Below are 24,916 nucleotides of genomic sequence, written 5' to 3'. Positions count from 1 at the left end.
AAGGATTTAATTATGATGCCTAGTGTCCAGCAGTTGCTGATTGTTCTTTTGATTATTATAGTTTTGTTTGGGGCAAAAAAGATTCCAGATTTAGCAAAAGGTCTTGGTTCTGGTATTAAAAACTTCAAAAAAGCAGTAAAAGATGATGATAATGAAGCACAAGAAGTAGCAGATGCAACAAAAATAGAACAAGATAAAAAAGATACTGCTAATACAACCACAACTACTACAAACGCTACTAGCGATACAACAAAAACAAATGTATAACAAGCTAAAGACGCTCATTGATGGAGCGTTAAATATCTCATGTGTATTAGAAGTCCCAAAGGATAAGAAACTTGGACATTTTGCATTGCCTACTTTTCAGTTTGCAAAAGAGCTAAAAAAAGCACCAAACATAATCGCACAAGAATTTGCAAATAAATTGCAAAACCTAGAAGAAATAGACAAATTAGAAGTTGTCGGTGGATATATAAATTTCTTTGTAAGTGATATATTTTTAGAGAATTGCATAGATAATTTAGATAGTAAAAAAGAAAAAAAACAACAAAGAATCCTAATAGAATATGTAAGTGCAAATCCGACAGGACCATTGCATATAGGACATGCAAGGGGAGCTATACTTGGTGATTCGTTATACAAAATAGGAAAATATCTAGGCTATGATATAGTAAGTGAATACTATGTAAATGACGCTGGAGAACAAATAGTAAAGCTAGGTAAATCAATATGTGCATTTGGCAAAAATGAATTTTACAACGAAGAGCTAGTGATTCCTGAAGGTTGCTATAATGGAGAATATGTCAGAGAACTAGCAAGAGAGGCAAAGGAAAAATTTGGCATAGATTGCTTTAAAGCTTGTGATACAGATTCTAAGCTATTAGAACAAATTAGTATCTTTGGTAAGGATAAAATGTTACAAGAAATAAAAGACAACTTAGCAAAAATTGGAATTTACTTTGATAGCTATGTGAGCGAAGTTGATATGTATAAAGACTGGGATAGCACACTAGAAATCTTGCAAAAAAATAATGCCATATACAAAAAAGATGAAAAACTATGGATAAAATCCACAGAATACGGAGATGAAAAAGATAGGTCTTTGATGAGAGAAAATGGCGAGATGGCTTATATAGTTGGAGATATTATTTATCATAGAAATAAATTTATGCGTAACTTTGATAGATACATTAATATATGGGGTGCTGATCATCATGGATACATCGCAAGAATCAAAGCTTCTTTAGAGTTTCTTGGATTTTCAAGTGATAAGCTAGAGATAATTCTATCCCAAATGGTCGCACTACTGAAGGATAAACAAGCTTACAAGATGAGCAAGAGAGCTGGCAATTTTATATTAATGAAAGATGTCGTTGATGATGTAGGTAGCGATGCATTAAGGCTTGTTTTTTTAAGTAAGAAGGCAGATACTCAACTAGAGTTTGATGTAGAAGATTTAAATAGGCATGATGCATCAAATCCTGTATATTATATAAATTATGCTCATGCTAGGATTCACACATTGTTTGAGAAGTCAAATACAAGCTTTGAAAATATAGAAAAACAAAGTTTGCAAAACTTAAGCGAATCTTTAAAAAATCTATTAGTGCTATCTTTAAGGCTTGATAAGGTCTTAGAAGATTCATTTAAAGATAGAGCGCCAAATAAAGTAGTGGAGTTTTTGAAGAATCTATCAGCAGAGTTTCATCACTTCTATAATGAAGAAAAAATACTAGAAACACAAAACGAAAAACAAACACTATATGCCCTAAAAATAGTGGCTAATTCTATAAAAAATGGATTATCACTATTAGGAGTAAATGCAAAAACAAAAATGTAAATCAACTTAGGAGGTTTAATGAGTATATCAGTTATTTTTCCGGGACAAGGAAGCCAAAGTATAGGAATGGGAAAAGACTTATATGATAACTCACAAATAGTAAAGGAACTATTTGAACAAGCAAGTGATGTCTTGCAAGAAGATATGGCACAACTATGCTTTAGCGAAAACGATAAATTAAATAAAACGAGATATACACAACCAGCAATATTATTAGTAAGCTATGCAACATATATGCTAATAAAGGATAAAGTAGAAGGAAGTATAAAGTTTGCTCTAGGGCATTCTTTAGGTGAGTTTAGTGCTTTATGTGCCACAAATGCGCTTAGCTTTGAATCTGCTATATCTTTGGTATCCATTAGAGGTAAGCTAATGGAAGAAGTTTGCAAAAATAAAAGTAGCGGAATGATGGTTGTTTTAGGGCTAGAAGATTTTGTGCTAGAAGAATTTTGTGAAAAAAAGAGGAATCTAGGGCTTAAAGTATGGTGTGCCAATTACAATGGTGATGGTCAAATTGTGTTAGGTGGAATAAAAGAAGACTTATCAGCACTAGAAGTAGAAATAAAGGGCTTAGGAGCAAAAAGGACTCTAATTCTACCTATGAGTGTGGCTTCACACTGCCCGATTTTAGAAGATATGAAAGATGATTTTAAATCCATACTAAGCGAAAGCATAAAAGATGAATTTCTATTTCCAGTTATTTCCAACACAAATGCAAAACCTTACAAAACAAAACAAGAAGCAATCGAACTTTTGTCAAATCAACTAATATTGCCAGTGCAATACAAGCAATCAATCACAAGCCATGAAGGTGAGATTGAACAATTTGTAGAATGTGGCGGAAGTGTTTTAAAAGGACTAAATAAAAGATTAACGCAAAAGCCAACAATATCGCTACAAACTTACACAGATATTTGTGAATTTATAAAATAAGGATAAAACATGACAATAGGTATATTAGGTGCAATGAATGAAGAAATTTCATTACTTTTGGAGCATTATAAAGATTATGAAACTATAAAATTTGGTGGAAATACGTTCTATAAAGTAAATTCAAATCACACAATAATAATAGCTTCAAGTAGAATAGGCAAAGTATTCTCGACTCTAAGTGCTGCAACTATGGTTTTACATTTCAAGTGCGAAAAGATGATCTTTAGCGGTGTAGCTGGTGGCGTAAATAGTGATTACAGAATAGGTGATTTAGTTCTTGGAGTTGAGTTGTGCCAACATGATGTGGATATAACTGCCTTTGGGCACCCTTATGGTTATATAAGTAATGGAAAAATATTTACAAAAACAGATGAATTTTTAACTAACCTAGCACTAGATATAGCTACAAAAGAAGGATACAAGATTCATAAAGGGATAATCGCTACTGGAGATCAGTTCATACACAATAAAGAAAGAAAAGAATGGATAAAGAAGGAATTTAAAGCAGATGCAATAGAAATGGAAGGTGCAAGTGTTGCAGTTGCGTGTGATAATTTAAATGCCCCATTGTGCGTTATAAGAGCTATATCAGACAATGCAGGAGATGAAGCATTAATTAGCTATGAAGAGTTTTTAGATGAGGCTGCTAGAAAGAGTGCATCATTGGTGATAAAAATGATAGAGCAACTATAATGAATCTAATTATAGTGCGTCATGCAAAAGCGCAAGATAGAGAAACTTGTGCTAGTGATGACTTACAAAGAGAATTAGTAGAATCTGGCATAAAAGATTCTAAGAAAATCGCAAAATATTTATCCAAACGCTATAAAAATATAGGCTTGATAGTCTCATCATTGGCGCTAAGATCGCAACAAACAGCAAAATACATATTAGAACAATACAAAAATACTGCATATGTAATAGATCCACAAATTAATCCTGATTCTAATATAGAGGGATATATCAAATACACAGAAAAACACGAAAATATAATAATAATCGGACATGAACCAAACATTAGCGAAGTGCTATATAAAATATGCAAAATCAAAAATGTAATAATTAAAAAATCATGCATAATTGAATTAAAATATAAAGATAATACATGGCAATTATTTGGAATTAAAAATATAAAGGACAAAAATGACTAAAATAGTAAAGATAGGGAAAATAAGCAATGAAGAAAAAGAAGTGCTAAAAGAAATTTGCAATTATGATATTTTAGAGATTCCATACTTTTATTCAATAAAGCTATATAGTATGCTACAAGAAGTTGGGGGGGGGGGGAGCAATTAGAGTTAGTTATATTTAATTTTGACTTTATAGCCTATAATGAAGATTTGGATAAAATACAAACATTAATAAACAGCAAAGTCAATACTTATATTCCATACCACGATTTCTATTATGCAGATAAAAGATTCATGTTTTGCAAATTAACTTCTATAGATAGTTTGGATAACTATGAAATAAACATGGCATATAATATGCACAAAATAAACAAAGAAACAAAAGATTTTCTAAATACAGCAGATAAAAGAGAACAATTTTTCCATGATAGCAGGCTGTTATCAATAGCTTCTAATTGGAGTGTGTTGACAAGTGAAAATATTGTAGAAGAATTTTTTAAATATCCATATACTATTTATATAGGACTTGAAAACAAATGTGACACGAAATGCCCACAATGTTTATGGTTTGGGGAACCATCGCAACTACACAAAACAAATTATTTTAGACAACACAATAGAATAACAGATGAAAAATTCTATAAAATAGTTGAATTTGCAAAGCTTGGCAACAGCAGAATTGTATTTTCTGGTCCCGGGGAACCACTATATGATGATAGAATCTTTGAATTTATAAAATATGCAAAATCTCAAAAAATAAGAAAGGTAGAAGTTGCATATCACCCAAACATGTTAAATGAAGAAAACTTCATAAAATTACTCAAACTAGATGTGAATCCTCCATTTTACATACATTTATTTTTAATATCAAGCAATTTAAACATCGCAAAAGATAAAGAAAGAATAAAATACATATTAAGAATTGCTAAAAATCATAATCTATCCAATGAGTGCATAGTTTTCCACATTACTTATAGCCCTACAATGTTTAATGAAGCTTTTAGATATTTTTTGGAAATAAAAGAAATAGGATATGAAGCACAACTATATAATGAATCTTACACAGCAAAACATACTATAAACAATAATAGATATTCTTGTGGATTGATATTTAAAGAAATGTATATTTTTCCTGATGGTTCTGTTGGGAATTGCTCAATACAAAGAAATATATTAGGATTTGAAGACGAAAGTATTTTTTCATATGGAAACATTTACAAAGATTCGCTACATGATATTTGGTTTGGAGAAAAACATAGAAAAATAGCTATGGAGCATATAAATCATAATATAGACAAAGATAGTGTATGTGCTAATTGTAATTCTTGGTATAATGAATGTTAAAAAAGGTCTAGCATGTTTTTTGGATTTTTACCTGATATTCAATCTAAATTTAAAAAAAGCGATGAATTAAAGGCTGTGTTTTCATACCTAAATGAAGCATTAGATGAGACTAGTGAAACAAATATAAGAATCTCATCTCTAAAAGCTGGTGATAAAAATGAGATAAAGCTAACAGATTCTATAATTGCAATAGAGCAAGCATATCTTACAAAAGCTCCGCAAGAAGCATTTTATGAAAGCCATAAAGAAATGATTGATTTTCAAATGGTAATAAATGGAAATGAAATATTTTTTGTAGCCCCTACTTTCGTGTGTGAAGTAAAAACCCCACTAAAAGATGATGTAATAGAATATTTTCCAAGCAAATTTGCATCATCGCTAAATATGTTCAAAGGTGCTCTAGCAGTTTTTGAAAGTAATGATGTTCATGCAGGAGGAATAAGTGGGATACAATCTAGCACACAAAATCTAGTCCAAAAGGTGGTAGTTAAGATTCCAAAGAATCTTATAAAGCTAAATTTCTAAGCAAACAATACGCTGCCGATTCTTAGGCAGTTACTTCCACATTTTATTGCAAGTTCAAAATCATTGCTCATGCCCATACTAAGAATCTTGGCATCTAATTGTTCATAAATTTTATAAGTAGTCTCAAAGCTTCTTTTAACCACATTTGTATCATCACTATGTGCTCCAATGCTCATAAGCCCACATAACTTGATGTTGCTACATGTTTCTTGTATTTTGTGATATATATCCTTTGCTTCATATGCTAATACACCACTTTTACTAGATTCATTAGCGCTATTTACCTGCAAGAGTGCCCTTAGGCTAAGATTATCCCTAGCAAGTCTTTTATTTAATTCTAAAGCAATATCATAAGAGTGTAGAGAATGGATTAAATAAGGTTTTAGTCTAAGTAAGGCATTTATTTTATTACTCTGTAATGTGCCAAAAAAATGCCACTCTAGCGGTATATCTTCTAAATCTTTGCTTTTTTCTTGTAGGCTTTGAATCTTGTTTTCACCAAATGCCCTTTGACCACATTTATAGAGTTCTGCTATTTGCTCTGTGTTTGCATATTTACTAGCTACTACTAGATTTATAATTCTATGTCTATCAGTAGAGATTCTTGCTTTTTCTATTTTGTCAATTATTTCTAGTAAATTTTGATTCAAACCCATAACCACTCCTTAAAATACTAGACTTCCATTTAATAACTTTGTAATATCATTATACATACCTAAAATCATCAAAGATAATAAAATCACCCAACCACATATCGTCAGGTAATAAATTGCATTTATGCTAGCTGGTTTTCTAACAATCATCTCATAAGTGGTAAAAACTATATGTCCTCCATCTAATGCGGGTATAGGAAGCAAGTTTAAAATCCCCAAATTTACAGATAACATAGCGGCAAATGCAAGTAGCATTACAATTCCAGATTCTGAAGCTTGTTTTGTAATGGTTACAATAGATACTATCCCTCCAATCTCGCTTGTAGGCAATACCCCAATTATTAGTCTTTCTATTCCTTGAACTATTAATTTACTTGATTGTATTGTTTTAAAGTATGCATACTCTATGGATTCTAAGAAATTATAAGAAATAGTTCGTATCTCTCCTTTTGCACTTATGCCTATTAATGCTCTTTTAATATCCTCTCCAAAAATATTTTTAGAATCTCCAATTTGAGGCATTATATTTACTACATATTCTTTATTATCCCGTAAAAATACAATTTCTAAATTCTCTCCATTAGAATCTTCTACTATCTTGCTTAATTGCCACCATGTCTTAATTTTCTTGCCATTTACTTCAATTATTTCATCATTATCGATTATCCCAGCTTTATATGCTATTTTATCTTTATCCACATTGCCAACAACCGGTGCTAAATCATTATGACCAATAAATGCAACACACAAAAATAATAAAAATGCTAATAATAAATTAAACAAAGACCCAGCAGCAAGTATTATAATTCTCTTTATATGAGAGATTCCATATAGGCTATCAGGGCTATAGTCTCTATTTTTTGGATCAAAATCTTTTTGTCCCTTAAGCTCTACAAAGCCACCAAGAAATATAGGGCGAATCGAATATTCCGTATCTCCTATTGTTTTTTTCCATAATCTTTGTTTGCCAAAGCCTATGCTAAATGCTAATACCTTAACGCCAAAGATTCTAGCGGCTAAAAAATGCCCTAACTCATGAAAAAAAATCAAAAAAGATAAAACTAAAATAGAAACAATAATCCCCACGCTTACCTCGATTCAAATAAATATGACTTCACATAATCATATCCAGAATAAATAGTAATAAACACAGCCAACCATAACACATAAGAAGCAAAAGAATAATCCATAAGCAAAAGTGTAATAGCAGTTATTTGGAATCCAGTTTTATATTTACCTAAATTTGAAGCAGCCACATTTATCCCCTTTGACACTGCTACAACACGCAATCCAGTTATGAAAAACTCTCTGCTTAAAATCAAAAACACAGCCCAAGCATTAACCCTATCTAAAACCAAAAGTCCTATAAAAGCAGATAGCATTAAAAGCTTATCAGCCAATGGGTCAAAAATCTCTCCAAAAGTGCTTATAATGGAAAATTTTCTAGCAATTAGCCCATCAAAAAAATCAGTAATACTAGCAATACAAAATAATAAAGTAGAGAAATAGTTAATCCAACTACTATGTATTGGTGCTTGAAACAGAATATCGCCATATAGCATAATACAAAGCAATAAAAAGGCTAAAAATATACGCAATATCGTTAAAAAATTTGGTAAATACTCAAATCTAAACATTTATTTAAAGCTTGTTCCGCCATCTATTACTATAGTTTGCCCAGTTAGCCACGCACTTGAACTATCATCGCATAAGAATAAACACGCACCTGCTATATCATCTGGTGTCCCCATTCTATTTAGAGGGCTTTGTTCTTGGACTGCTGCTTTTATTTGCTCATAATCAGGGAATGCCTTTAGTGCATCTGTATCAATTGGACCACCACTTACAGCATTTACTCTAATGTTGAATTCTCCCAATTCCATTGCAGCATATTTCACCATAGTTTCAACTGCATTTTTGGAATTCCCATGTCCTGCATAATTTGGCATATATACTAAATTCCCAGTAGAGCTAAGCGATATTATGCTTCCTTTGCCAACTTTTTGCATTCTTTTTGCTGCTTCTTGTGCTCCAACAACAAATGCAAGAACAGTTGCAGTATAGATATTATTTAATCCCTTTGGCTTTAACCTCATAAATGGTGCAAACCCACCAACAACACTTTTGCCATAAATAATTGCATTGCTAATAAAAAAATCAACCCTAGAAAAATCTTCATCAATCTTTAAAAATAAGTCTTTATAAGTTTCTGGTTCTAAGACATTTAGAGGGTATGCTCTGGCTTTTATTCCATATTTATCCTCTACATCAAAAATAATTTTTTGTGCTTCTTCTTCATTTTTGTTATATGTAAATGCTATATTTACGCCATTTTGTGCGAAACGATATAAAATTGCCTTGCCTATCCCTCTAGTTGCACCGCTTATAACTAGTGTCTTACCATGTAATCTATCATTCATTTTATCACCTCATATTTTTCTAAGATTTTCTCTAAATATTTTAAGTTTTCTTTGCTCGGAGGCACTAATGGAAGTCTATATTCCAATAAATCTAAAAGCCCACAAATATATAATGCAGCCTTTATCATAATTGGATTACTCTCAACAAACAAAGCTTTGTTAATATAAAAAAGCTCATTGCTTAATTTTTGACTTTCTATATGATTGCCACTTTCATAGCTATGTATGAGTTGCGAGACTTTATTAGGAAGTAAATTTGAAGTAACAGAAATAGTCCCAACACCACCACAGCACAGTATAGGATAATTTAGCACATCATCACCACTAACGATGACTAAATCCTTAGCTTCCATATTTAACTCTATTACCTTCTCGACACTTCCGCTTGCTTCCTTTATCCCATAGATATTCTCTACATCATTAAAAAGTCGCAAAATAGTTTTAGTCTCTAAATTAACCCCCGTCCTACTTGGAACATTATATAGCATAAGAGGGATTTCAAGTGCATTTGCAACTTCTTTGTAATGCTGATATAAGCCCTCTTGTGTTGGCTTGTTATAATATGGAGTAACACACAAAATGGCATCTGCACCGCAACTTTGGGCGAATCTTGCAATCTCTATTGCCTCACTTGTAGAGTTGCTACCAGCACCCGCTAATACTTTTATAGCTTTTCCATTATTGTTATATTTTTTGCACACACTAAGTGCTACTTCTATACATTCTTTATGTTCATCATGGCTCAAAGTAGCAGATTCTCCAGTAGTCCCAACAGGCACTATCGCGTCTATCCCTTGATTTATCTGTCTTATAATTAGAGATTCATACTTTTCTAAATCTACTTTACCATTTTTAAAAGGCGTAACAAGTGCAGTCATTGCACCTATAACTTGATTATTGCAACGCATTTTCTACCTTATTTTTGCAAAGTTACTATATTTAGTTGAGAATCTACAAAATACTTATTAGCAACTTCTACAATGTCTTTTAAACTTAAAGATTCGAAGTTTTTCTCAAAGGTTAACAGAACATTCAAATCACCCCTTGCTACATAGCTACCAAACAAACTAGCTACATTAGCACTTGATTCTAGGTCATATAAGAATGATGTTTTCATATTTTTCTTTACTTTATCTAGTTCTTTTTGTGTTATTTTGCCCTGCTTTACTTTATCTAGCTGTGCTTTTATTTCACTCTCTAGCTTATCTAGGCTAACAGAAGAATTAGCTAATGCTAAGACTAAAAATAAGCCATCATCAATTAAATCCATATTATAAGCATGAATCTCAGCTGCTAGACGCTTATTATCTACTATTTCTTTTACAAGCAGACTACTATTTCCATTGGCTAGAATCTCACTTATAGCGTTTAGTGCGATTTGGTCTTTGTGATTAAATGATGGAATCTTATAAGCTAGAGTTATTATTTCAACTTCACTTTGCTTATGCACCTTTACCTTTTTTAATCCATCTTGCTTTGGTTCTTGCATATATACTTTTGGTATTTCTATATTGGCATTTTTTATTTTACCAAAATATTTTTCAACTTCCTTTGTAGCTTGTTTTGCGTCTATATCACCTGCAATTACTACTACTGCATTTTTTGGCTGATAGTATATTTTGTGAAACTCTCTAATATCCTTAATAGTCCAATTTCTAATATCGTCCATAAATCCAATTGGTGTCCAATGATATGGGTGATATACAAAAGCTGTATTAAAAAGCCTAAAATACATATAGCCTATGGGATCATTATCAGTCCTCCACAATCTTTCTTCTGCTACAACATTTCTTTCAGGTTGGAACTCTGAATCTTTTAGGCTTAGATTCTGCATAAGCTCTGAAAATAACTCTAGAGTTTTACTCATATTCTCACTACTAGAATTTACAAAATAATGAGTATAATCAAACCCAGTAGAAGCATTGGTCGCACCACCAAATCCCTTTACTATTTTGTCAAATTCACCAGCTTTTAGATTCTTGCTTGATTTGAAATTTAGATGTTCTAGCATGTGTGCTATACCGCTTTTACCCATTATTTCATTTCTACTACCAACTTTGTAGAATATATTTGTGCTAACAACATTTGAGCCATTATCCATAGGTATGACAATAACCTCTAATCCATTACTTAGAGTGCTACTATAATGTTTTGGTAAAGATGATTTAAAATTATTATCTGCCATTAAAACTCCTAAAAATATAAACAATCCAAAAAAAATACGAATCATAATTTTACTCCAACTGCTTGTGTGATATTACTAAATCCATCGCTTTGCAATAATTCTAAAAGACCTCTATTTATATCACGCACAATCATAGGTCCTTCAAAAATTAAAGCACTATAAATGCTAAGCAAGTTTGCTCCATGGCAGATTCGCTCATAAGCACTCCTAGCATCATATATGCCACCGCTACTTATAATTGTGGTTTTCTTTGCATATACTTTTGATACTTCTTTTAGTATCTGAAGACTTTTGTTTGATAATGCCTTGCCACTTATACCGCCTATTTCTTTCGGGTTTTTCACCACAGAATAATCAAGTGTTGTATTTGTGATAATAATTCCACTAATTTTATTGCTAATTGCAACTTCTATTAGCTTAAGCATAGAATCAATACTTAAATCAGGCGAGAACTTGATGTATATTGGCTTACTATAAACCTCTCTTAATGCAATACATAGCTCTTGTATGAATCCTTCATTTTGTAAATCTCGCAAATTTGGTGTATTTGGCGATGAAATATTTACACTTAAATAATCACTATAATTTGTAAAAGCTAGTGCTAATTCTATGTAATCTTTTATTGCATTTTCTTGTGCTGTATCTTTGTTTTTGCCGATATTTATACCAAGCGGAATTGCAAATGGATAATTAGGCTTAATCCTGTTTAAAACAACATTTAAGCCATCATTGTTGAATCCCATTGCATTTTGTATGCTTTCTTCTTCTATGTGTCTCCAGATTCTTGGCTTTAGATTTCCTACTTGTGGTCTTGGTGTTATAGCACCTAACTCTAATGCTCCAAAACCTAGAGAGAGCATACTTTTTAACATAGTTGCGTTTTTATCAAATCCAGCCGCTAAAAGCACAGGATTATAAAATTTATTTTCATCTATTTCTTGATACAACAACCCACTTTCTATTTTTGTTTTTTCTGAAATAAAAGACAATATAGGAGGAAAGAAATCACAAGCCTTAGACATACCATTTACTAAAGAATGTGCCAACTCACAATCTAACTTGAAAATATATGGGCGAATTGATTTATAAAAGGACATAAAAACCTCGGTAGTTTATCTATGTAACAATTACTAAAAATTGTAACATGTTTTGATTAATGTAGCATAAATATTACTACATTGCTAGTGAAACGATAAATAAGATTGGTATTATGTAATAAAATACTTTCAAGGATACTAATGAAAAAAATCTTAACATGCTCATCTGTAATACTTATATATTTACAGAATATTAATGCTGAATCTATATCAACGCTTTACAAAAATTCATCTTTAAACAACCCAACACAAATCAATTATGCAGATGTGCTTGGAAAAGATTCTATATTAAATAATAGTGATATAGCAGAAAGTTTACTTAAAATCCCAGGATTTTCCATATCAAAAAAGGGTGGCGGTGGAACAGAGGCATTTTTTAGATCGCTTGGTGGAGGAAGATTGCCTATAGTTATAAATGGTGGCAATCTTCTTGGTGGTTGTGGCGGAAGAATGGATACGACTTTAACATACATATTTCCGCAAAATTATAATTCAATCAATATTATAAAAGGTCCCCAAGATGTGAGATATGGCTCATTAATTACTGGCGGAATGGTATTTAATAGAGAGATTCTAAGACTAGATAACAAAAGTTTTAATGGAGGATTTGATGCTTTATATGGCAGTTTTGATAGACTGGATATAAATACACATGCTATTAGTGGTAATGAATTTGGAAATGTTCAAGCAATTTATTCAAATTATAGAAGTAATGATTATAAAAACGGAAACAATCAAAATGTTCATTCACAATACAAAAGACAATCTGGAACCATAATTGGCACCATAACACCAAACCCAGCACTAGCGTTAGAATTTAGCCTAGATATAGGGCGTGGTGAGGCAGCATATGCTGATAGATCAATGGATGCTAGAACTTTTGATAGAGAATCTTACCAAGCACATATAACCAAAATCATAAATGAAGATATAGTTGATATACTTGTATATCACCACGAAATAGATCACATAATGGATAATTTTAGTCTAACAAATGATATGCCAAAAATAGGAACAACATACAAAATAAGCAATCCAAACAGAACAAACACTGGAACTAGAATAGAATATCAAAAAAAATTCAACTTAGCTAAAGTTTATTTTGGTGGAACCTACAATATAGACAAACATAAAAGCAGATCAATATCAAATCAAAACAACATAAATGATGCAGAGACAATATTAAATCAACCATACACACCAAACTACACATTTAAAAATTATGGCTTATTTACTCAACTAGAGAAATTTAACAATAATAATGTAGGATACTTTGCTGGTATTAGAGGTGATATAGTAGAAACAAGGAATCATAAAACACAAACACAAGATACAAAATACGCTATTAGTGGTTTTACTAGGATTGAAAAATACTTTAATGATTATACATTATATGCCGGGGTGGGATATGCAGAGAGAGTGCCTGATTTCTGGGAAATATCTAAGAAAAATGGAGAAAATTTAAATAAAGAAAAGAACTCTCAAATAGATCTTGGAATTAACTATCAAACAAACAAGTTACAAACCAATATTGCTGGTTATGTATCACATATACAAGATTATATAATGTTAGATTATAGAAATCAATCAACTTCAAGCTTAAATACAAATTCACTCCTATTTGGTGGAGAGGTAGAAGTCTCTTATGAATTCTTAGCAAATACATATGCATTACTGCAACTAAGTTACACTTATGGAGAAGATATTAAAAATAACAGACCGTTAGCACAAATAGCACCATTTCAATCAACCTTTGCATTGCAGTATGATAATGGAAAATACTTTGTTAAAGGTGAGCTAATAGCGCATGCAAAACAAACAAGAACTCTCGTTGGATACGGAAATGTTGTGGGTCAGGACTTTGGAGATTCTAGTGGATTTGGAATAGCAAATATATATGCTGGATATACTTATAAAAATATGAAAATATTAGTTGGAATAGAAAATATAGCTGATAAATTATATAGTTACCACCTATCAAAAAATAGTATAGAGCTAGATTTAGCTGATAATCCAGTAAGTCAGAGAATATATGAAATGGGTAGAAATGTATGGGCTAGAATAAAATTTGATTTCTAAAATAAGTGGTGGCTCGAGGCGGAATCGAACCACCGACACGGAGATTTTCAGTCTCCTGCTCTACCGACTGAGCTATCGAGCCATTTTTGAAAACTATAAAGGTGAAATTATACTATGTTTTATTTAATCATTACTTAAATTATGATTTTTTGAACACAAAAACTTTATCTCCTTTTTGATTGGTAAAAGAAGCAATGTTTGTATAGCTATAAAAAAGTGCCATTTTAAAAAACTCATAGACTTCTTCTTCATGTGTTTTTTCTACATAAATAATGCCACCACTTTCAAGTCTTTTGTGTATGAATGCAAAATCTTTTTTACATTTATTATCCCATTCTTGTTTATTTTGTGGTGAATTATTTGCTAGAGATTCTCCATTTATGTCGCAAAACCACATCTTTAAAAAATTATTTTTAAAATACTCTTTTGCATTAAATTGATAAGGAGCATAAAATGCAATTTTGCATTTGCCCCCCTTTAGCTTTGAATCAATATTTTCTTCAGTTATAAACTGCGGAATATGAGTGTGTAAAATAAGTGTTTTCATTGGGTCTAAATTGCTATAAATATTCTTATACATCTTTAATATAAATGCCTTTATGTCCAGATATGCAATTTCATTTGGATTTTGTGGGATTGTTGGTGGAATCTTTAGTGCTTCACAAACTAGTCTTTTTATCCATAAATCAATAGCATCTCCATTGGCTTTAGATAGATGGTTTTTAATAGCTATGACTTCTATATATGTGCGTGGGTTTAGATATTTTTGTGCATTGCTTTCTGTAAAGTCATTATTAACCTTTATAGAATCTAACCTAGCTTTAATCCCAAAGAGGCTTGGATAAAAGAATTCTGATTCAAAGTTAATTTTTACAAGTGGGTTAGAATCATAAATTAGACACTTTCTTTCATTTAATGCAGATTCAAAGGCAAAATGCCCCTGATACATGTAAGGAAATATTACAAAGTCATTTTCTTGAGAGTTTGCTAAAATTAACTTCTCTGGCAATGATAAAAAATCACTATCAGATACCAATACCAACTGCTTTAAGCCTTCTAATTGCACGATATACCCCAACTTTAAATTTTAAGAATCAAAGATTCTAACATAAATTTTTTATATAATAGACTAAAAATTATTCTAGGATTTTTAATGCAAATATTTAAAACAACAAAAGATATGCAAACATTTATACAAAACTATAAAATAAAAAATCCAACCCACAAAATAGGCCTAGTGCCAACAATGGGTGCATTACATAATGGACATCTATCACTAATTAGACAAAGTGTAGAATCATGTGAGCTAACAATAGTATCAATCTTTGTAAATCCAACACAATTTGGTAAAAACGAAGACTTCAATAAATACCCAAGAAAAGAAGAAGCAGATATAAATTTGTGCAAAAGCCTAAATGCAGTTGTGTTTATGCCAACGATTGATGAGATGTATCCATACAAAGATGATATGCAAATAAAGCTAAAAGCTCCACAAAGCCTATCAAATACATTAGAAGGTAAGGCAAGAGCTGGGCATTTTGATGGTGTTGTGCAAGTTGTATTAAAACTATTTAATATAGTAACTCCGCATAGAGCATTTTTTGGCAAAAAAGATGCACAACAATTATTAATAATAAAACAAATGATAGAAGATTTATTCTTACCAATTGAAATAGTAGAATCTCAAATTATAAGAGATGAAAATGGACTTGCGTTAAGCTCAAGAAATGCTTACTTAAATGATGATGAAAAAAACGAAGCATTAAAAATATCAAAAAGCTTAAGAGAAGCCTCTAAAGCAATAATAAATGGCGAGACAAATAGTAAAAAAATTAAAGAAATCGCCACAAAGGTCTTAGAGGGCTTAGAGATAGAATATTTTGAAATAGTAAATAAAAAACTAGAAACAATAAAGACAATAGAAAAGAATAACACCATAATACTAATTGTAGTAAGGATTAATGGAGTTAGATTGCTAGATAATCTTTGGCTTTAATTTGCTATTAAGTATTTTTATAATAGATTTGCCACTTTAATCTTTGAGAGCAAGGCTTTTGTATAAAGCATACATTTGAAAAAAGATTCTTCTAAATTTCTTATTTTCAAATCACACTATCAATATTTAATCGGATTTACATGGAATTGTTACATAAATGTTTTGTTAAATTTTATTCTCCAATGCCTGCTATTGTGGCACTTGGAATCTTATCTGCATATTATTTTGGATTAACTGGAACTTACTGGGCAGTAACTGGAGAATTTACCCGCTGGGGCGGTCATATATTTCAATTTTTAGGAGTTGATACACAATCTCTTGGATACTTTAAGATAATAGGTTTAAGCGGAACTCCGCTTGATAGAATAGATGGCGTTATGATTATTGGTATGTTTTTTGGTGCATTTATTGCTACTAGTTTTGCAAATAACATAAAATTAAGAATGCCACAAAGCAATATAAGGATAATACAGGCTTTGCTTGGTGGGATTATTGCTGGATTTGGAGCAAGAATTGGTATGGGTTGTAATTTGGCAAGTTTCTTTACTGGGATTCCGCAGTTTAGTTTGCATGCTTGGTTTTTTACTATTGCAACTATAATTGGAGTATATTTTGGCACTAAGGTTGTTTTATTGCCAATTTTTCGCTCTAATGTAACTTTACAAAAAGTAGATAGTAAAAAGAATCTAACAAAAAGCAGTGCAACTTTGAATATATTTTTTGGGATTCTTGCTTGTGTGTTTATAGTTGGATTTATTTTATATTTGATTTTTTATACACAAATACCAGAAGGCAAAAAAATATCGATTCTAGCGATAGCTACTATTTTTGGGGTTGCATTTGGGTTTATTATTTCAAGAGCACAAATATGTTTTACTTCAGCTTTTAGGGATTTGTTTATAACTGGTAGAGGATATATGGCAAGGGCTGTTATTGTGGGAATGATAGTATCTACAATAGGTGTTTTTAGTTACATAATGTTGGGAATACCGCCAAAAATTATGTGGGCTGCTCCTAGTGCTATTATTGGTGGTTTGCTATTTGGTTTTGGCATTGTTATTGCTGGCGGGTGCGAATGTGGTTGGATGTATAGGGCAGTAGAGGGGCAAATGCATTATGTAATAGTTGGAATCGGAAATATAATAGGTTCTACATTAGTTGCACTTACATGGGACTTTTATGCTCCAACTTTAGCGACAAATTTTCCAAAAATAAATCTACTAGAATCTTTTGGAAACTATGGTGGGCTGTTGGCAAATTATGTTTTATTACTTTTGTTTTTGGCATTTGTTTTATTTTTAGAAAATAAATATAGAAAAAATCAAAAATTCCAAAATGCATATCAAGGATAAAAAATGAAAAATATACTACCAACATATAGACTTGACTTACAAGGTGAACCATGTCCTTATCCTGCTATAAGGACATTGGAGGTATTACCTGAATTAAAAAATGGTGACATTTTAGAGATAATTAGTGATTGTCCACAAAGCATAAATAATATCCCAATAGATGCTAAGAATCATGGGTATGAAGTGCTAGAAATAGAGCAAATTGGAGCTACAATTAGATATTTTATTAAAAAGCCTTAATAAAAGCTAAATTTAAAAAAATTTTTAGTAAAATTATAGCTTTAATTTTTTCAAAATTCACACACGCTAATCCTAGTTAGGTTGCGATTTATCGTTTATGAGCGTGGAGGGAAAACTAACTTTAAGGAGAATAATATGGTTACTATGAAAGACCTTTTGGAATGTGGTGTTCATTTCGGACATCAAACAAGACGCTGGAATCCAAAAATGAAAAAATTTATTTTTGGTGTAAGAAAAAATATTCACATAATAGATTTACAAAAAACTCTAAGATATTTTAGATATACATACAATATCGTAAGAGACGCTGCTGCAGAGGGCAAGACAATAATGTTTGTTGGCACAAAGAAACAAGCAAGCGAAACACTAAAAGAATACGCAGAGAGCGTTCAAGCACCTTATGTTAATTATAGATGGCTAGGTGGTATGCTAACAAACTTCTCAACAATCAAAAAATCAATAAGAAAACTTGAAATCATTGAAGAAATGGAATCTAGCAATCAAATCGACTTGCTAACAAAAAAAGAAAAATTAATGATTCAAAGAAAAAAAGAGAAATTAACTCAATATCTAGGTGGTGTAAGACATCTTAAAAAAGCACCTGATATGATTTTTGTAATTGACGCTGCAAAAGAAAAAATAGCAGTTGCTGAAGCTAGAAGACTTGGAATCCCTGTTGTTGCACCACTTGATACAAATTGCGATCCTGATGTTGTTGATTATCCTATACCTGGAAATGATGATGCTATAAGATCAATACAGCTATTCTGCAAAGAAATAGCAGAAGCAATCACTGAAGGAAGGGCAATAGCTGGTGGAGAAATACCTGCAAATACTGATGAAGTAGCTCCAATTAGCGAAGAAGAGAAACAAGAAGTTATAAATGAAGCTATGAGCGAAGAAGATTTTGAGAAAAAAATGCAAGAGGAATCAAAGGAGCAATAACATGGCAGAAATTAGTGCACAATTAGTAAAGCAACTAAGAGAAATGACTGATGCTGGTATGATGGACTGCAAAAAGGCATTAGTAGAAACGAATGGAGATATAGATAAAGCGGTAGAATACTTAAGAGAAAAGGGCTTAAGTAAAGCTGCTAAAAAAGCTGATAGAGTAGCTGCTGAAGGTGCTATTAACATAAAAGTTGCATCTGATTTTTCAAAAGCAAGTATGGTTGAGATAAACTCTGAAACTGACTTTGTGGCTAAAAATGACGGCTTTAAAGAGCTTGGAGTTAAGACTATCGATGCTATTTATGATTCAAATATTTCTAGTGCTGAAGAACTGCACACATTAAGCTTAGATGGCACTAAGTTTGAAGAATATCTAAAAACACAAATTGCCAAAATTGGCGAAAATATAGTAGTAAGAAGAATCGCAAAAGTAAGCACTAGTGGAAATGGAATTGTAAATGCTTATGTGCATTCTAATGGTAGAGTTGGCGTTATCATCGCTCTAAAATGCAACAAGGCAGAGAGTGTAGGAAAGTTAGCTGACTTTACAAAGAATCTATGTATGCACGCTGCTGCAATGAAGCCTCAAGTTATATCTTATGAATCTTTTGATATGGACTTCATCAAAAGCGAAAAAACTGCCATCATAGCTGAACTAGAAAAAGAAAATGAAGAGCTAAAAAGACTTGGTAAGCCATTACATAAGATTCCACAATATATATCTCAAGCAGAACTAAGCGATGAAATTATCGCACAGCAAACAGAAAAACTAAAAGAAGAGCTAAAGTCTCAAGGTAAGCCAGAAGCTATTTGGGACAAGATTCTTCCGGGTCAAATTGAGAGATTCAAAGCAGATTCAACAATTTTAGACCAAAGATTAACTCTTCTTGGACAATTCTATGTAATGGACGATAAAAAAACTATCCAACAAGTTCTAAACGAAAAAGGAAGCGAACTTGGCGATGAGATTTCAGTAGTTGAATACATAAGATTCGAGCTGGGTGAAGGTATAGAAAAACAAGAAAGTAATTTCGCTGATGAAGTAGCAGCACAGCTTGGATAGATAATGTTAGAGGCAAGGGACATTTCTTTTGGCTATGAAAAGCCAATCTTAGATAATGTCTCTCTATTTGGCAAAGGTGGCGATATAATATCCATAATGGGTGTTAGTGGTAGTGGTAAAAGCACACTTTTGCATATTCTATCTTCTTTCTTAAAACCAACATTAGGCACAATCAAACTCTTTAATAAAGATATATACTCACTATCTCAAAGCGAGATTTTAAATATAAGAAGAAAAGACTTAGGAATAATATTTCAATCACATTATTTATTTTTGGGATTTAGTGCATATGAGAATCTTCAAATTGCAGAAATATTAAGTAATGAAAAAATAGATTCTAATTTACTAGAATTATTTGGGATTCAAAATATAATAAATCACAATGTAAGCACACTTAGCGGTGGGCAACAACAAAGGCTTTCAATTGCAAGAATCCTAACTAAAAAGCCAAAGATAATATTTGCTGATGAGCCAACTGGTAACCTAGATAGGGAAATGGCATTTAATGTTATGGAAATATTATTCTCCTATGCTAAGGCAAATTCGTCTCTTTTGATTTTTGTTACTCATGACCCACTTCTTGCAAAAAGAGCTGATATGGCATATGAACTAAGAGATTCAAAGCTACATACTCTAAGCATATAAATGGAACTATTAGCATATCTAACAGAAGGAAATGTTGCTAATTTTTTATTATTGCTTTTAAGGTTTAGCGGGATTATTGCATTTTTTCCATTTTTTGAAAATCAACTTTTAAATATGCAGATAAAAGGCATATTAATTTTTTGGCTTACGGTGCTTTTTATACCGATAGTGGAAGTGATACCTCCTGCTGATATGACTATTTTAGAATTTATTGTTGCCGGTTTATCAGAGATAATGCTTGGCTTCTTGGCTTCTATGGCACTGCAGATAGTATTTGGCATGATATCTTTTGGTGGGGAGTTAATATCATTTGCAATGGGACTTACAATAGCGAATGCTTATGATCCAGTAACAGGCACACAAAAGCCTATCGTAGGACAACTTCTAACGCTTCTAGCCTTGCTTATAATGTTAGCACTTGATTATCATCATTTGTTTTTCTATTTCGTATCTTCAAGCATACAAGAAATTCCTCTGGGAAGCTTTATGTTTAGCGATAATTACATACAATATATAATAAAATCATTCTCAAATCTCTTTTTAATTGGGCTTACAATGGCGTTTCCAATTATTGCACTTATATTGCTATCTGATATTATTTTTGGAATGATTATGAAAGCACACCCTCAATTTAACCTACTTGCCATAGGATTCCCAGTAAAAATCACAATAGCATTTGCTGTATTAATAGTCATAATTCCAGCAGTCATGATACATTTTAAAAGAGAGTTTTTAAGTGCGTTTGATGCACTTACTATCTTATTTCAATAATTTTTAGTGATATAATAGAATCTTAAACAAGGATTTAAAGTGAAAGAATTATTGAGTGCAAAGAAAATCAAAATTATCTTTATATTAGCATTCATGTCATCATTAGCACCATTATCCACAGATATGTATTTACCGGCCTTAAGCGAAGTGCAAATAGCATTTCACACAAATCCATTTTACATGCAATTATCAATCGTTTCATTTTTTCTAGCATTTTCATTAGGGCAGCTAATTTATGGTCCAATTAGCGATGTGTATGGCAGGAAGATTCCGCTTTATGTAGGACTTATTATATTTATAGTCTCAACTTTTGCATGTCTTAGCGTAGATTCCATTTATGCATTTATTGTATTTAGATTCTTACAAGCACTAGGTGGTTGTGCTGGAGTTGTGATAACAATGGCGATAGTAAATGATAATTTTAGTTTCAAAGAAGCCTCAAGCATTTTTGCACTAATTATGGTAACTTCTTCTCTTGCTCCAATGTTATCTCCAACTTTTGGCAGTCTATTGCTTGATTATTTCTCATGGAAGAGTATTTTTACGACACTATTTATTTTGGGGATTATTTTATTATTGTGTGTTGTTTTTGGCTTAAAAGACATAAAAGAAAAGAGGAATAATCTAAAGCTAGATACAAAACATGTCCTAAAAAATTACATAACAATATTAAAAGATAGACGATTTAGAATCTATATCTTCTCATCAGCATTTGCTATGGCTACTATATTTGCATATATTGCAGGCTCATCATATATTTTTAGAGAGTATTATGGCTTGAGTGAAAAGGCATATGGAATCTTATTTGGATTAAACGCATTTTCTTTTATTATATTTGCAAATATAAATGCACAAATTACGCTAAAATACTCATATTCTCCATATAGCATACTTCCAAAGGCGTTTTTTATAATGTTTATTATTGCACTTTTGTTAATTTGCGTTGGGATTTTTAGGTTGCATTTTGTATTTTTTGAGATTTTATTGTTCTTTATGATAGGTATGCTTGGGTTTGTCGCACCAAATACAACTACACTTGCTATGGCTAGATTTAAAAATAACTCCGGAAGTGCTTCAGCCCTCTTTGGGACAACCCAATTTTTAATAGCTGGTTTTGTAGCTTTTATAGTAAGTGTTATTGAAGCAAATAGCCCACTGCCACTAGCGTTTGTAATAGCAATGTGCTTAATTGTTGCTTCTAGTATTTATTTTTTTATAATACCACGCAGGAGATAATTATTTACTCCAGCCATATTTGTTAAATATTTTTTCAGATTCTTTTGTGCTTAGAAATTCTATAAAATCATTTGCTTCTTTACTTGCATTATCTTTGGCAACAACATTAAAATCCCTATAAACAACCAAATCTTTTTCTATTTTTACTACATCACCAAAATCTGGATTGCTTTTCGCCCAGTCAAGCCATGTAATCCATACATCAGCCCTATCTTCTAAAAATGCCTTTCTAGCACCACCACTATTTGGTGTGAATTCAACTATATTTGCACGGAATTTGGCAATTGTATCTATATTTTTTGTTCTACCAATCATATCTTCCCACACACCAGTCCCGGAAGTATTGCTTTTCCCAGCACCTTCTGGCACTACGATTCTTACTTGCTTATTTGCTAGATCTTTTAATCCCCTAATTTTTAAAGGATTCCCCTTTTTTGTTAGAATAATTGCCTCTCTTAAGTATAGTGGCTTTATTTTCTTTGGGTCAAATCCACTAAAATCAGTAGCGATAGCTAATGCTGATTGCTCTGATGAACCAAATAAAATATCTGCATTTTGTGCTGCTTTATCCCTCCATGTGCTTTGTGGTCCAAATATTATATTTACCTTATTTCCTGTTTTAGCTTCAAATTCTTTTGCTATTTCTTGTAATGCAGTGTGAGGACCTCCTGGACCATATACATTTATATCTGCAAATAATGTTCCACTAAATAGCAATGCTAAAATTCCAAATTTTGTAACAATATGTTTCATAAATCTCCTTAATAAAATTGTCTTAAAATTCTATATAAAATAAGTAAATGCAAGATTAATAAGATAAAATGATAAAAAGCATAAAGTAAAATAATGATTTTTATCCAAAGCAATGAAATAGTATTCCACAAATTAAACACAAAAGAAGAGCTAGATAGAGATGAGCTAGAATCTAGATTCTGCAAGATTTTTGGCTTTGATGAATATTGTGAATATATTTTTTTATATACAAGATTAAAAGATACTTATTATTGTGTGCTAATTAAAAAGGATAATCTAAAAAAATACACAAAAGATTCAAAAGAAATACTAACTCACCCGATATTTCTAGCCTCACAGCTTGGAAGTGAAGATTGTAATTTTATAATAACATGCAATAAAGAAATACAATATGTAAAATACAACAATCAACACATTGTAGATTTTGCTATTTATGGGAGCTTTGATGAAATAAATTGTGAGATTTTGCAAGGTAACACTTATTTATGGAATTTAGATAATACATTTGATACATCACAATTAAAATTAAAACAAATACACCAAAGCCCAAATAATCTACAAATCACAAACCTAAACCAAATTCCCAAAAAACCTCCACTTCTCAAGCAACCACTATTTATTATGATAGCTACTATATTTTGTGGAATCTTGCTTGGACTTGCATATCCTACATATCTAAACATAAAAAGCAATGCCAACATAACACAAGTTACAATAATTAAGTCAGAAATAAACCAAAAGCTAGAAGTAAACAATCAAAACCTACAACAAGAAAAGGAGCTAGAGCACAAAATCCAACAAGCAACATCACAGCTTCAAGCTTTATTATCAAAACAAGAGCAAAATAAAAAAATATTATTAAAATATGGCAATACACAAACTCATATTGTTGATTTCTTCTATGACACTTATAAATATATAAAAGAAAATAATGTAAAAGTAAAATACATAGGTTACAAAGATTCCTCGCTTTTTATGCTGATATTAAAAGATAATAATGCAATTTTAACAACTGATAAATTACACAATATAAACAATATACAAGATATACCAAGCAATGATACTTATATATTTGTGGAGATTATGCAATGAATCTTATAACAAAGTCAGAAGCACTAATAGATAAAATGACTAAAAGAGAAAAAATACTTTTACTCATTACAATCTTTGTATTATCATTTGCAATCTCACTCAATCAAACGCTAAATAACGCACAATACAATCTTAATAAAAGCATTAATGAGCTATTAGAAAATCAAAATATCTTAGATTCAATTGTTGATTCAAACCTTACTGCAACAGATGTGAGTGCCTTGGATAACGAAATAGAAAGACTAAAACAAGAAATACACAAGCAAAACCAACAAATACAAAATCTCCACTCCAAACGCAATGAAATATCAGAACTAAGAGAAATATGTGATAACTTAAATATAGATTCAAATATAGAAAAACAACAATCAAACATCTACATAAGGGGAGAGAGCAACTTCCAAAATATAATGGAATTAATAGAATCTATAGAACAATCATTTATAACACTAAAAATAGAAGAATTAACAATGTATCCAAATAAAAAAGAAATAGTATTTAATATAACAATAACACTTATAAATTAGCAATTTATCTAAGAAAAGACTCCTAGAATCTTTTCTTATTTACATCACTAATAATATCATCTGCAATTCTATTTACATTATTAG

Annotated in this window: 28 protein-coding genes and 1 tRNA gene; 19 read left to right on the top strand and 10 right to left on the bottom strand. The window is 31.3% G+C overall.

The window, feature by feature from the left end:
* The first annotated feature begins 12 nt into the window (after nucleotides 1-12).
* Genes PF022_RS08510 through PF022_RS08475 form a run of 8 tightly spaced genes read left to right on the top strand, consistent with a single transcriptional unit; the run spans nucleotide 13 to nucleotide 5,772 of the window.
* A complete protein-coding gene (locus PF022_RS08510; RefSeq protein ID WP_271022027.1) occupies nucleotides 13-267 on the top strand; it encodes a twin-arginine translocase TatA/TatE family subunit in 255 nt (84 codons plus the stop codon).
* A complete protein-coding gene (argS, locus tag PF022_RS08505) occupies nucleotides 260-1,840 on the top strand; it encodes an arginine--tRNA ligase (protein ID WP_271023532.1) in 1,581 nt (526 codons plus the stop codon). The genes PF022_RS08510 and argS overlap by 8 nt, the downstream gene beginning before the upstream one ends.
* Before the next feature lie 18 nt (nucleotides 1,841-1,858).
* The gene (gene fabD, locus PF022_RS08500; protein WP_271023531.1) at nucleotides 1,859-2,773 is read left to right on the top strand and encodes an ACP S-malonyltransferase; all 915 of its coding nucleotides are present in this window, start codon (nucleotides 1,859-1,861) and stop codon (nucleotides 2,771-2,773) included.
* Nucleotides 2,774-2,782: 9 nt separating this feature from the next.
* Complete coding sequence (locus PF022_RS08495; RefSeq protein WP_271023530.1) at nucleotides 2,783-3,466, top strand: 5'-methylthioadenosine/adenosylhomocysteine nucleosidase; 684 nt, start codon at nucleotides 2,783-2,785, stop codon at nucleotides 3,464-3,466.
* Entirely contained in the window at nucleotides 3,466-3,924 is a 459-nt protein-coding gene (locus PF022_RS08490; protein ID WP_271022023.1) for a SixA phosphatase family protein, read from the top strand. The genes PF022_RS08495 and PF022_RS08490 overlap by 1 nt, the downstream gene beginning before the upstream one ends.
* The gene (locus PF022_RS08485) at nucleotides 3,917-4,069 is read left to right on the top strand and encodes a hypothetical protein (protein ID WP_271023529.1); all 153 of its coding nucleotides are present in this window, start codon (nucleotides 3,917-3,919) and stop codon (nucleotides 4,067-4,069) included. Before PF022_RS08490 ends, PF022_RS08485 begins: the two co-directional genes overlap by 8 nt.
* A 44-nt stretch (nucleotides 4,070-4,113) precedes the next feature.
* Nucleotides 4,114-5,247, top strand: a complete 1,134-nt coding sequence (locus PF022_RS08480; RefSeq protein ID WP_271022021.1) for a radical SAM/SPASM domain-containing protein — start codon at nucleotides 4,114-4,116, stop codon at nucleotides 5,245-5,247.
* Between the two features lie 12 nt (nucleotides 5,248-5,259).
* On the top strand, nucleotides 5,260-5,772 hold the full coding sequence (locus PF022_RS08475; protein ID WP_271022020.1) for a YhcH/YjgK/YiaL family protein: 513 nt from the start codon (nucleotides 5,260-5,262) through the stop codon (nucleotides 5,770-5,772).
* On the opposite strand, the gene PF022_RS08470 is transcribed toward PF022_RS08475, so the two are convergent.
* Genes PF022_RS08470 through pyrD form a run of 7 tightly spaced genes read right to left on the bottom strand, consistent with a single transcriptional unit; the run spans nucleotide 5,769 to nucleotide 12,127 of the window.
* Nucleotides 5,769-6,428, bottom strand: a complete 660-nt coding sequence (locus PF022_RS08470) for a YggS family pyridoxal phosphate-dependent enzyme (protein ID WP_271023528.1) — start codon at nucleotides 6,426-6,428, stop codon at nucleotides 5,769-5,771. The two genes, PF022_RS08475 and PF022_RS08470, sit on opposite strands and share 4 nt — an antisense overlap.
* A gap of 9 nt (nucleotides 6,429-6,437) precedes the next feature.
* Entirely contained in the window at nucleotides 6,438-7,511 is a 1,074-nt protein-coding gene (gene rseP / locus PF022_RS08465; protein WP_271023527.1) for an RIP metalloprotease RseP, read from the bottom strand.
* A 2-nt stretch (nucleotides 7,512-7,513) separates the two neighbouring features.
* The gene (pgsA, locus tag PF022_RS08460; protein WP_271022017.1) at nucleotides 7,514-8,062 is read right to left on the bottom strand and encodes a CDP-diacylglycerol--glycerol-3-phosphate 3-phosphatidyltransferase; all 549 of its coding nucleotides are present in this window, start codon (nucleotides 8,060-8,062) and stop codon (nucleotides 7,514-7,516) included.
* Nucleotides 8,063-8,845, bottom strand: coding sequence for an enoyl-ACP reductase (locus PF022_RS08455; protein ID WP_271022016.1), 783 nt, complete (start codon nucleotides 8,843-8,845; stop codon nucleotides 8,063-8,065). It abuts the gene before it with no gap.
* Nucleotides 8,842-9,753, bottom strand: coding sequence for a 4-hydroxy-tetrahydrodipicolinate synthase (dapA, locus tag PF022_RS08450; protein WP_271023526.1), 912 nt, complete (start codon nucleotides 9,751-9,753; stop codon nucleotides 8,842-8,844). The genes PF022_RS08455 and dapA overlap by 4 nt, the downstream gene beginning before the upstream one ends.
* Before the next feature lie 8 nt (nucleotides 9,754-9,761).
* On the bottom strand, nucleotides 9,762-11,030 hold the full coding sequence (locus PF022_RS08445) for a M16 family metallopeptidase (protein ID WP_271022014.1): 1,269 nt from the start codon (nucleotides 11,028-11,030) through the stop codon (nucleotides 9,762-9,764).
* 41 nt (nucleotides 11,031-11,071) lie between these two features.
* Nucleotides 11,072-12,127 carry a dihydroorotate dehydrogenase (quinone) gene (gene pyrD / locus PF022_RS08440; RefSeq protein WP_271022013.1) on the bottom strand — a complete coding sequence of 352 codons (1,056 nt, stop codon included), beginning with the start codon at nucleotides 12,125-12,127 and terminating at the stop codon, nucleotides 11,072-11,074.
* A 141-nt stretch (nucleotides 12,128-12,268) separates the two neighbouring features.
* Here pyrD and PF022_RS08435 point away from each other — a divergent pair, with 141 nt between their 5' ends.
* On the top strand, nucleotides 12,269-14,206 hold the full coding sequence (locus tag PF022_RS08435) for a TonB-dependent receptor domain-containing protein (RefSeq protein WP_271023525.1): 1,938 nt from the start codon (nucleotides 12,269-12,271) through the stop codon (nucleotides 14,204-14,206).
* Nucleotides 14,207-14,212: 6 nt separating this feature from the next.
* Here PF022_RS08435 and PF022_RS08430 read toward each other — a convergent pair.
* Together PF022_RS08430 and PF022_RS08425 are read right to left on the bottom strand one after the other, a co-directional pair.
* A tRNA-Phe gene (locus PF022_RS08430) sits at nucleotides 14,213-14,288 on the bottom strand.
* 57 nt (nucleotides 14,289-14,345) lie between these two features.
* The gene (locus PF022_RS08425; protein ID WP_271022011.1) at nucleotides 14,346-15,272 is read right to left on the bottom strand and encodes a hypothetical protein; all 927 of its coding nucleotides are present in this window, start codon (nucleotides 15,270-15,272) and stop codon (nucleotides 14,346-14,348) included.
* Between the two features lie 87 nt (nucleotides 15,273-15,359).
* Here PF022_RS08425 and panC point away from each other — a divergent pair, with 87 nt between their 5' ends.
* The 8 genes from panC to PF022_RS08385 all read left to right on the top strand — a co-directional run bounded on the left by panC (nucleotide 15,360) and on the right by PF022_RS08385 (nucleotide 22,460).
* Nucleotides 15,360-16,202, top strand: a complete 843-nt coding sequence (gene panC, locus PF022_RS08420) for a pantoate--beta-alanine ligase (protein WP_271023524.1) — start codon at nucleotides 15,360-15,362, stop codon at nucleotides 16,200-16,202.
* Between the two features lie 140 nt (nucleotides 16,203-16,342).
* Nucleotides 16,343-17,554, top strand: coding sequence for a selenium metabolism membrane protein YedE/FdhT (yedE, locus tag PF022_RS08415; RefSeq protein ID WP_271023523.1), 1,212 nt, complete (start codon nucleotides 16,343-16,345; stop codon nucleotides 17,552-17,554).
* Between the two features lie 3 nt (nucleotides 17,555-17,557).
* Nucleotides 17,558-17,794: a sulfurtransferase-like selenium metabolism protein YedF gene (gene yedF / locus PF022_RS08410; protein WP_271022008.1), complete on the top strand. Its 237-nt coding sequence runs from the start codon at nucleotides 17,558-17,560 to the stop codon at nucleotides 17,792-17,794.
* A gap of 135 nt (nucleotides 17,795-17,929) precedes the next feature.
* Nucleotides 17,930-18,739, top strand: a complete 810-nt coding sequence (rpsB, locus tag PF022_RS08405) for a 30S ribosomal protein S2 (RefSeq protein WP_271022007.1) — start codon at nucleotides 17,930-17,932, stop codon at nucleotides 18,737-18,739.
* 1 nt (nucleotide 18,740) lies between these two features.
* Complete coding sequence (gene tsf / locus PF022_RS08400) at nucleotides 18,741-19,808, top strand: translation elongation factor Ts (RefSeq protein ID WP_271022006.1); 1,068 nt, start codon at nucleotides 18,741-18,743, stop codon at nucleotides 19,806-19,808.
* A 3-nt stretch (nucleotides 19,809-19,811) separates the two neighbouring features.
* Nucleotides 19,812-20,453: an ABC transporter ATP-binding protein gene (locus PF022_RS08395; protein ID WP_271022005.1), complete on the top strand. Its 642-nt coding sequence runs from the start codon at nucleotides 19,812-19,814 to the stop codon at nucleotides 20,451-20,453.
* A complete protein-coding gene (gene fliR, locus PF022_RS08390; RefSeq protein ID WP_271022004.1) occupies nucleotides 20,454-21,224 on the top strand; it encodes a flagellar biosynthetic protein FliR in 771 nt (256 codons plus the stop codon).
* 39 nt (nucleotides 21,225-21,263) lie between these two features.
* Nucleotides 21,264-22,460 (top strand): multidrug effflux MFS transporter, encoded by a 1,197-nt coding sequence (locus PF022_RS08385; protein ID WP_271023522.1) that lies wholly within the window; start codon nucleotides 21,264-21,266, stop codon nucleotides 22,458-22,460.
* Here the strand turns inward: PF022_RS08385 and PF022_RS08380 are convergent, their stop codons facing one another.
* The gene (locus PF022_RS08380; RefSeq protein WP_271023521.1) at nucleotides 22,461-23,213 is read right to left on the bottom strand and encodes an extracellular solute-binding protein; all 753 of its coding nucleotides are present in this window, start codon (nucleotides 23,211-23,213) and stop codon (nucleotides 22,461-22,463) included. It abuts the gene before it with no gap.
* A 93-nt stretch (nucleotides 23,214-23,306) separates the two neighbouring features.
* Between PF022_RS08380 and PF022_RS08375 the strand changes: the two genes are divergently transcribed.
* Both PF022_RS08375 and PF022_RS08370 read left to right on the top strand, forming a co-directional pair.
* Nucleotides 23,307-24,305: a hypothetical protein gene (locus tag PF022_RS08375; RefSeq protein WP_271023520.1), complete on the top strand. Its 999-nt coding sequence runs from the start codon at nucleotides 23,307-23,309 to the stop codon at nucleotides 24,303-24,305.
* On the top strand, nucleotides 24,302-24,832 hold the full coding sequence (locus PF022_RS08370; RefSeq protein WP_271022001.1) for a hypothetical protein: 531 nt from the start codon (nucleotides 24,302-24,304) through the stop codon (nucleotides 24,830-24,832). Before PF022_RS08375 ends, PF022_RS08370 begins: the two co-directional genes overlap by 4 nt.
* Nucleotides 24,833-24,916 lie beyond the last annotated feature (84 nt).

Source organism: Helicobacter sp. WB40 (assembly GCF_027859275.1).
Classification (GTDB): Bacteria; Campylobacterota; Campylobacteria; order Campylobacterales; family Helicobacteraceae; genus Helicobacter_D; species Helicobacter_D ibis.
Note: the sequence above shows the minus strand (reverse complement) of the source record. Positions and strands in the feature narration are given on the sequence as shown.

Coding starts and splice junctions, on each gene's coding strand:
- PF022_RS08510 (WP_271022027.1), top strand. CDS start 13: ATGATGCCTAGTGTCCAGCAGTTGCTGATTGTTCTTTTGATTATTATA.
- argS (WP_271023532.1), top strand. CDS start 260: ATGTATAACAAGCTAAAGACGCTCATTGATGGAGCGTTAAATATCTCA.
- fabD (WP_271023531.1), top strand. CDS start 1,859: ATGAGTATATCAGTTATTTTTCCGGGACAAGGAAGCCAAAGTATAGGA.
- PF022_RS08495 (WP_271023530.1), top strand. CDS start 2,783: ATGACAATAGGTATATTAGGTGCAATGAATGAAGAAATTTCATTACTT.
- PF022_RS08490 (WP_271022023.1), top strand. CDS start 3,466: ATGAATCTAATTATAGTGCGTCATGCAAAAGCGCAAGATAGAGAAACT.
- PF022_RS08485 (WP_271023529.1), top strand. CDS start 3,917: ATGACTAAAATAGTAAAGATAGGGAAAATAAGCAATGAAGAAAAAGAA.
- PF022_RS08475 (WP_271022020.1), top strand. CDS start 5,260: ATGTTTTTTGGATTTTTACCTGATATTCAATCTAAATTTAAAAAAAGC.
- PF022_RS08470 (WP_271023528.1), bottom strand. CDS start 6,428: ATGGGTTTGAATCAAAATTTACTAGAAATAATTGACAAAATAGAAAAA.
- pgsA (WP_271022017.1), bottom strand. CDS start 8,062: ATGTTTAGATTTGAGTATTTACCAAATTTTTTAACGATATTGCGTATA.
- PF022_RS08455 (WP_271022016.1), bottom strand. CDS start 8,845: ATGAATGATAGATTACATGGTAAGACACTAGTTATAAGCGGTGCAACT.
- dapA (WP_271023526.1), bottom strand. CDS start 9,753: ATGCGTTGCAATAATCAAGTTATAGGTGCAATGACTGCACTTGTTACG.
- PF022_RS08445 (WP_271022014.1), bottom strand. CDS start 11,030: ATGGCAGATAATAATTTTAAATCATCTTTACCAAAACATTATAGTAGC.
- pyrD (WP_271022013.1), bottom strand. CDS start 12,127: ATGTCCTTTTATAAATCAATTCGCCCATATATTTTCAAGTTAGATTGT.
- PF022_RS08435 (WP_271023525.1), top strand. CDS start 12,269: ATGAAAAAAATCTTAACATGCTCATCTGTAATACTTATATATTTACAG.
- panC (WP_271023524.1), top strand. CDS start 15,360: ATGCAAATATTTAAAACAACAAAAGATATGCAAACATTTATACAAAAC.
- yedE (WP_271023523.1), top strand. CDS start 16,343: ATGGAATTGTTACATAAATGTTTTGTTAAATTTTATTCTCCAATGCCT.
- yedF (WP_271022008.1), top strand. CDS start 17,558: ATGAAAAATATACTACCAACATATAGACTTGACTTACAAGGTGAACCA.
- rpsB (WP_271022007.1), top strand. CDS start 17,930: ATGGTTACTATGAAAGACCTTTTGGAATGTGGTGTTCATTTCGGACAT.
- tsf (WP_271022006.1), top strand. CDS start 18,741: ATGGCAGAAATTAGTGCACAATTAGTAAAGCAACTAAGAGAAATGACT.
- PF022_RS08395 (WP_271022005.1), top strand. CDS start 19,812: ATGTTAGAGGCAAGGGACATTTCTTTTGGCTATGAAAAGCCAATCTTA.
- fliR (WP_271022004.1), top strand. CDS start 20,454: ATGGAACTATTAGCATATCTAACAGAAGGAAATGTTGCTAATTTTTTA.
- PF022_RS08380 (WP_271023521.1), bottom strand. CDS start 23,213: ATGAAACATATTGTTACAAAATTTGGAATTTTAGCATTGCTATTTAGT.
- PF022_RS08375 (WP_271023520.1), top strand. CDS start 23,307: ATGATTTTTATCCAAAGCAATGAAATAGTATTCCACAAATTAAACACA.
- PF022_RS08370 (WP_271022001.1), top strand. CDS start 24,302: ATGAATCTTATAACAAAGTCAGAAGCACTAATAGATAAAATGACTAAA.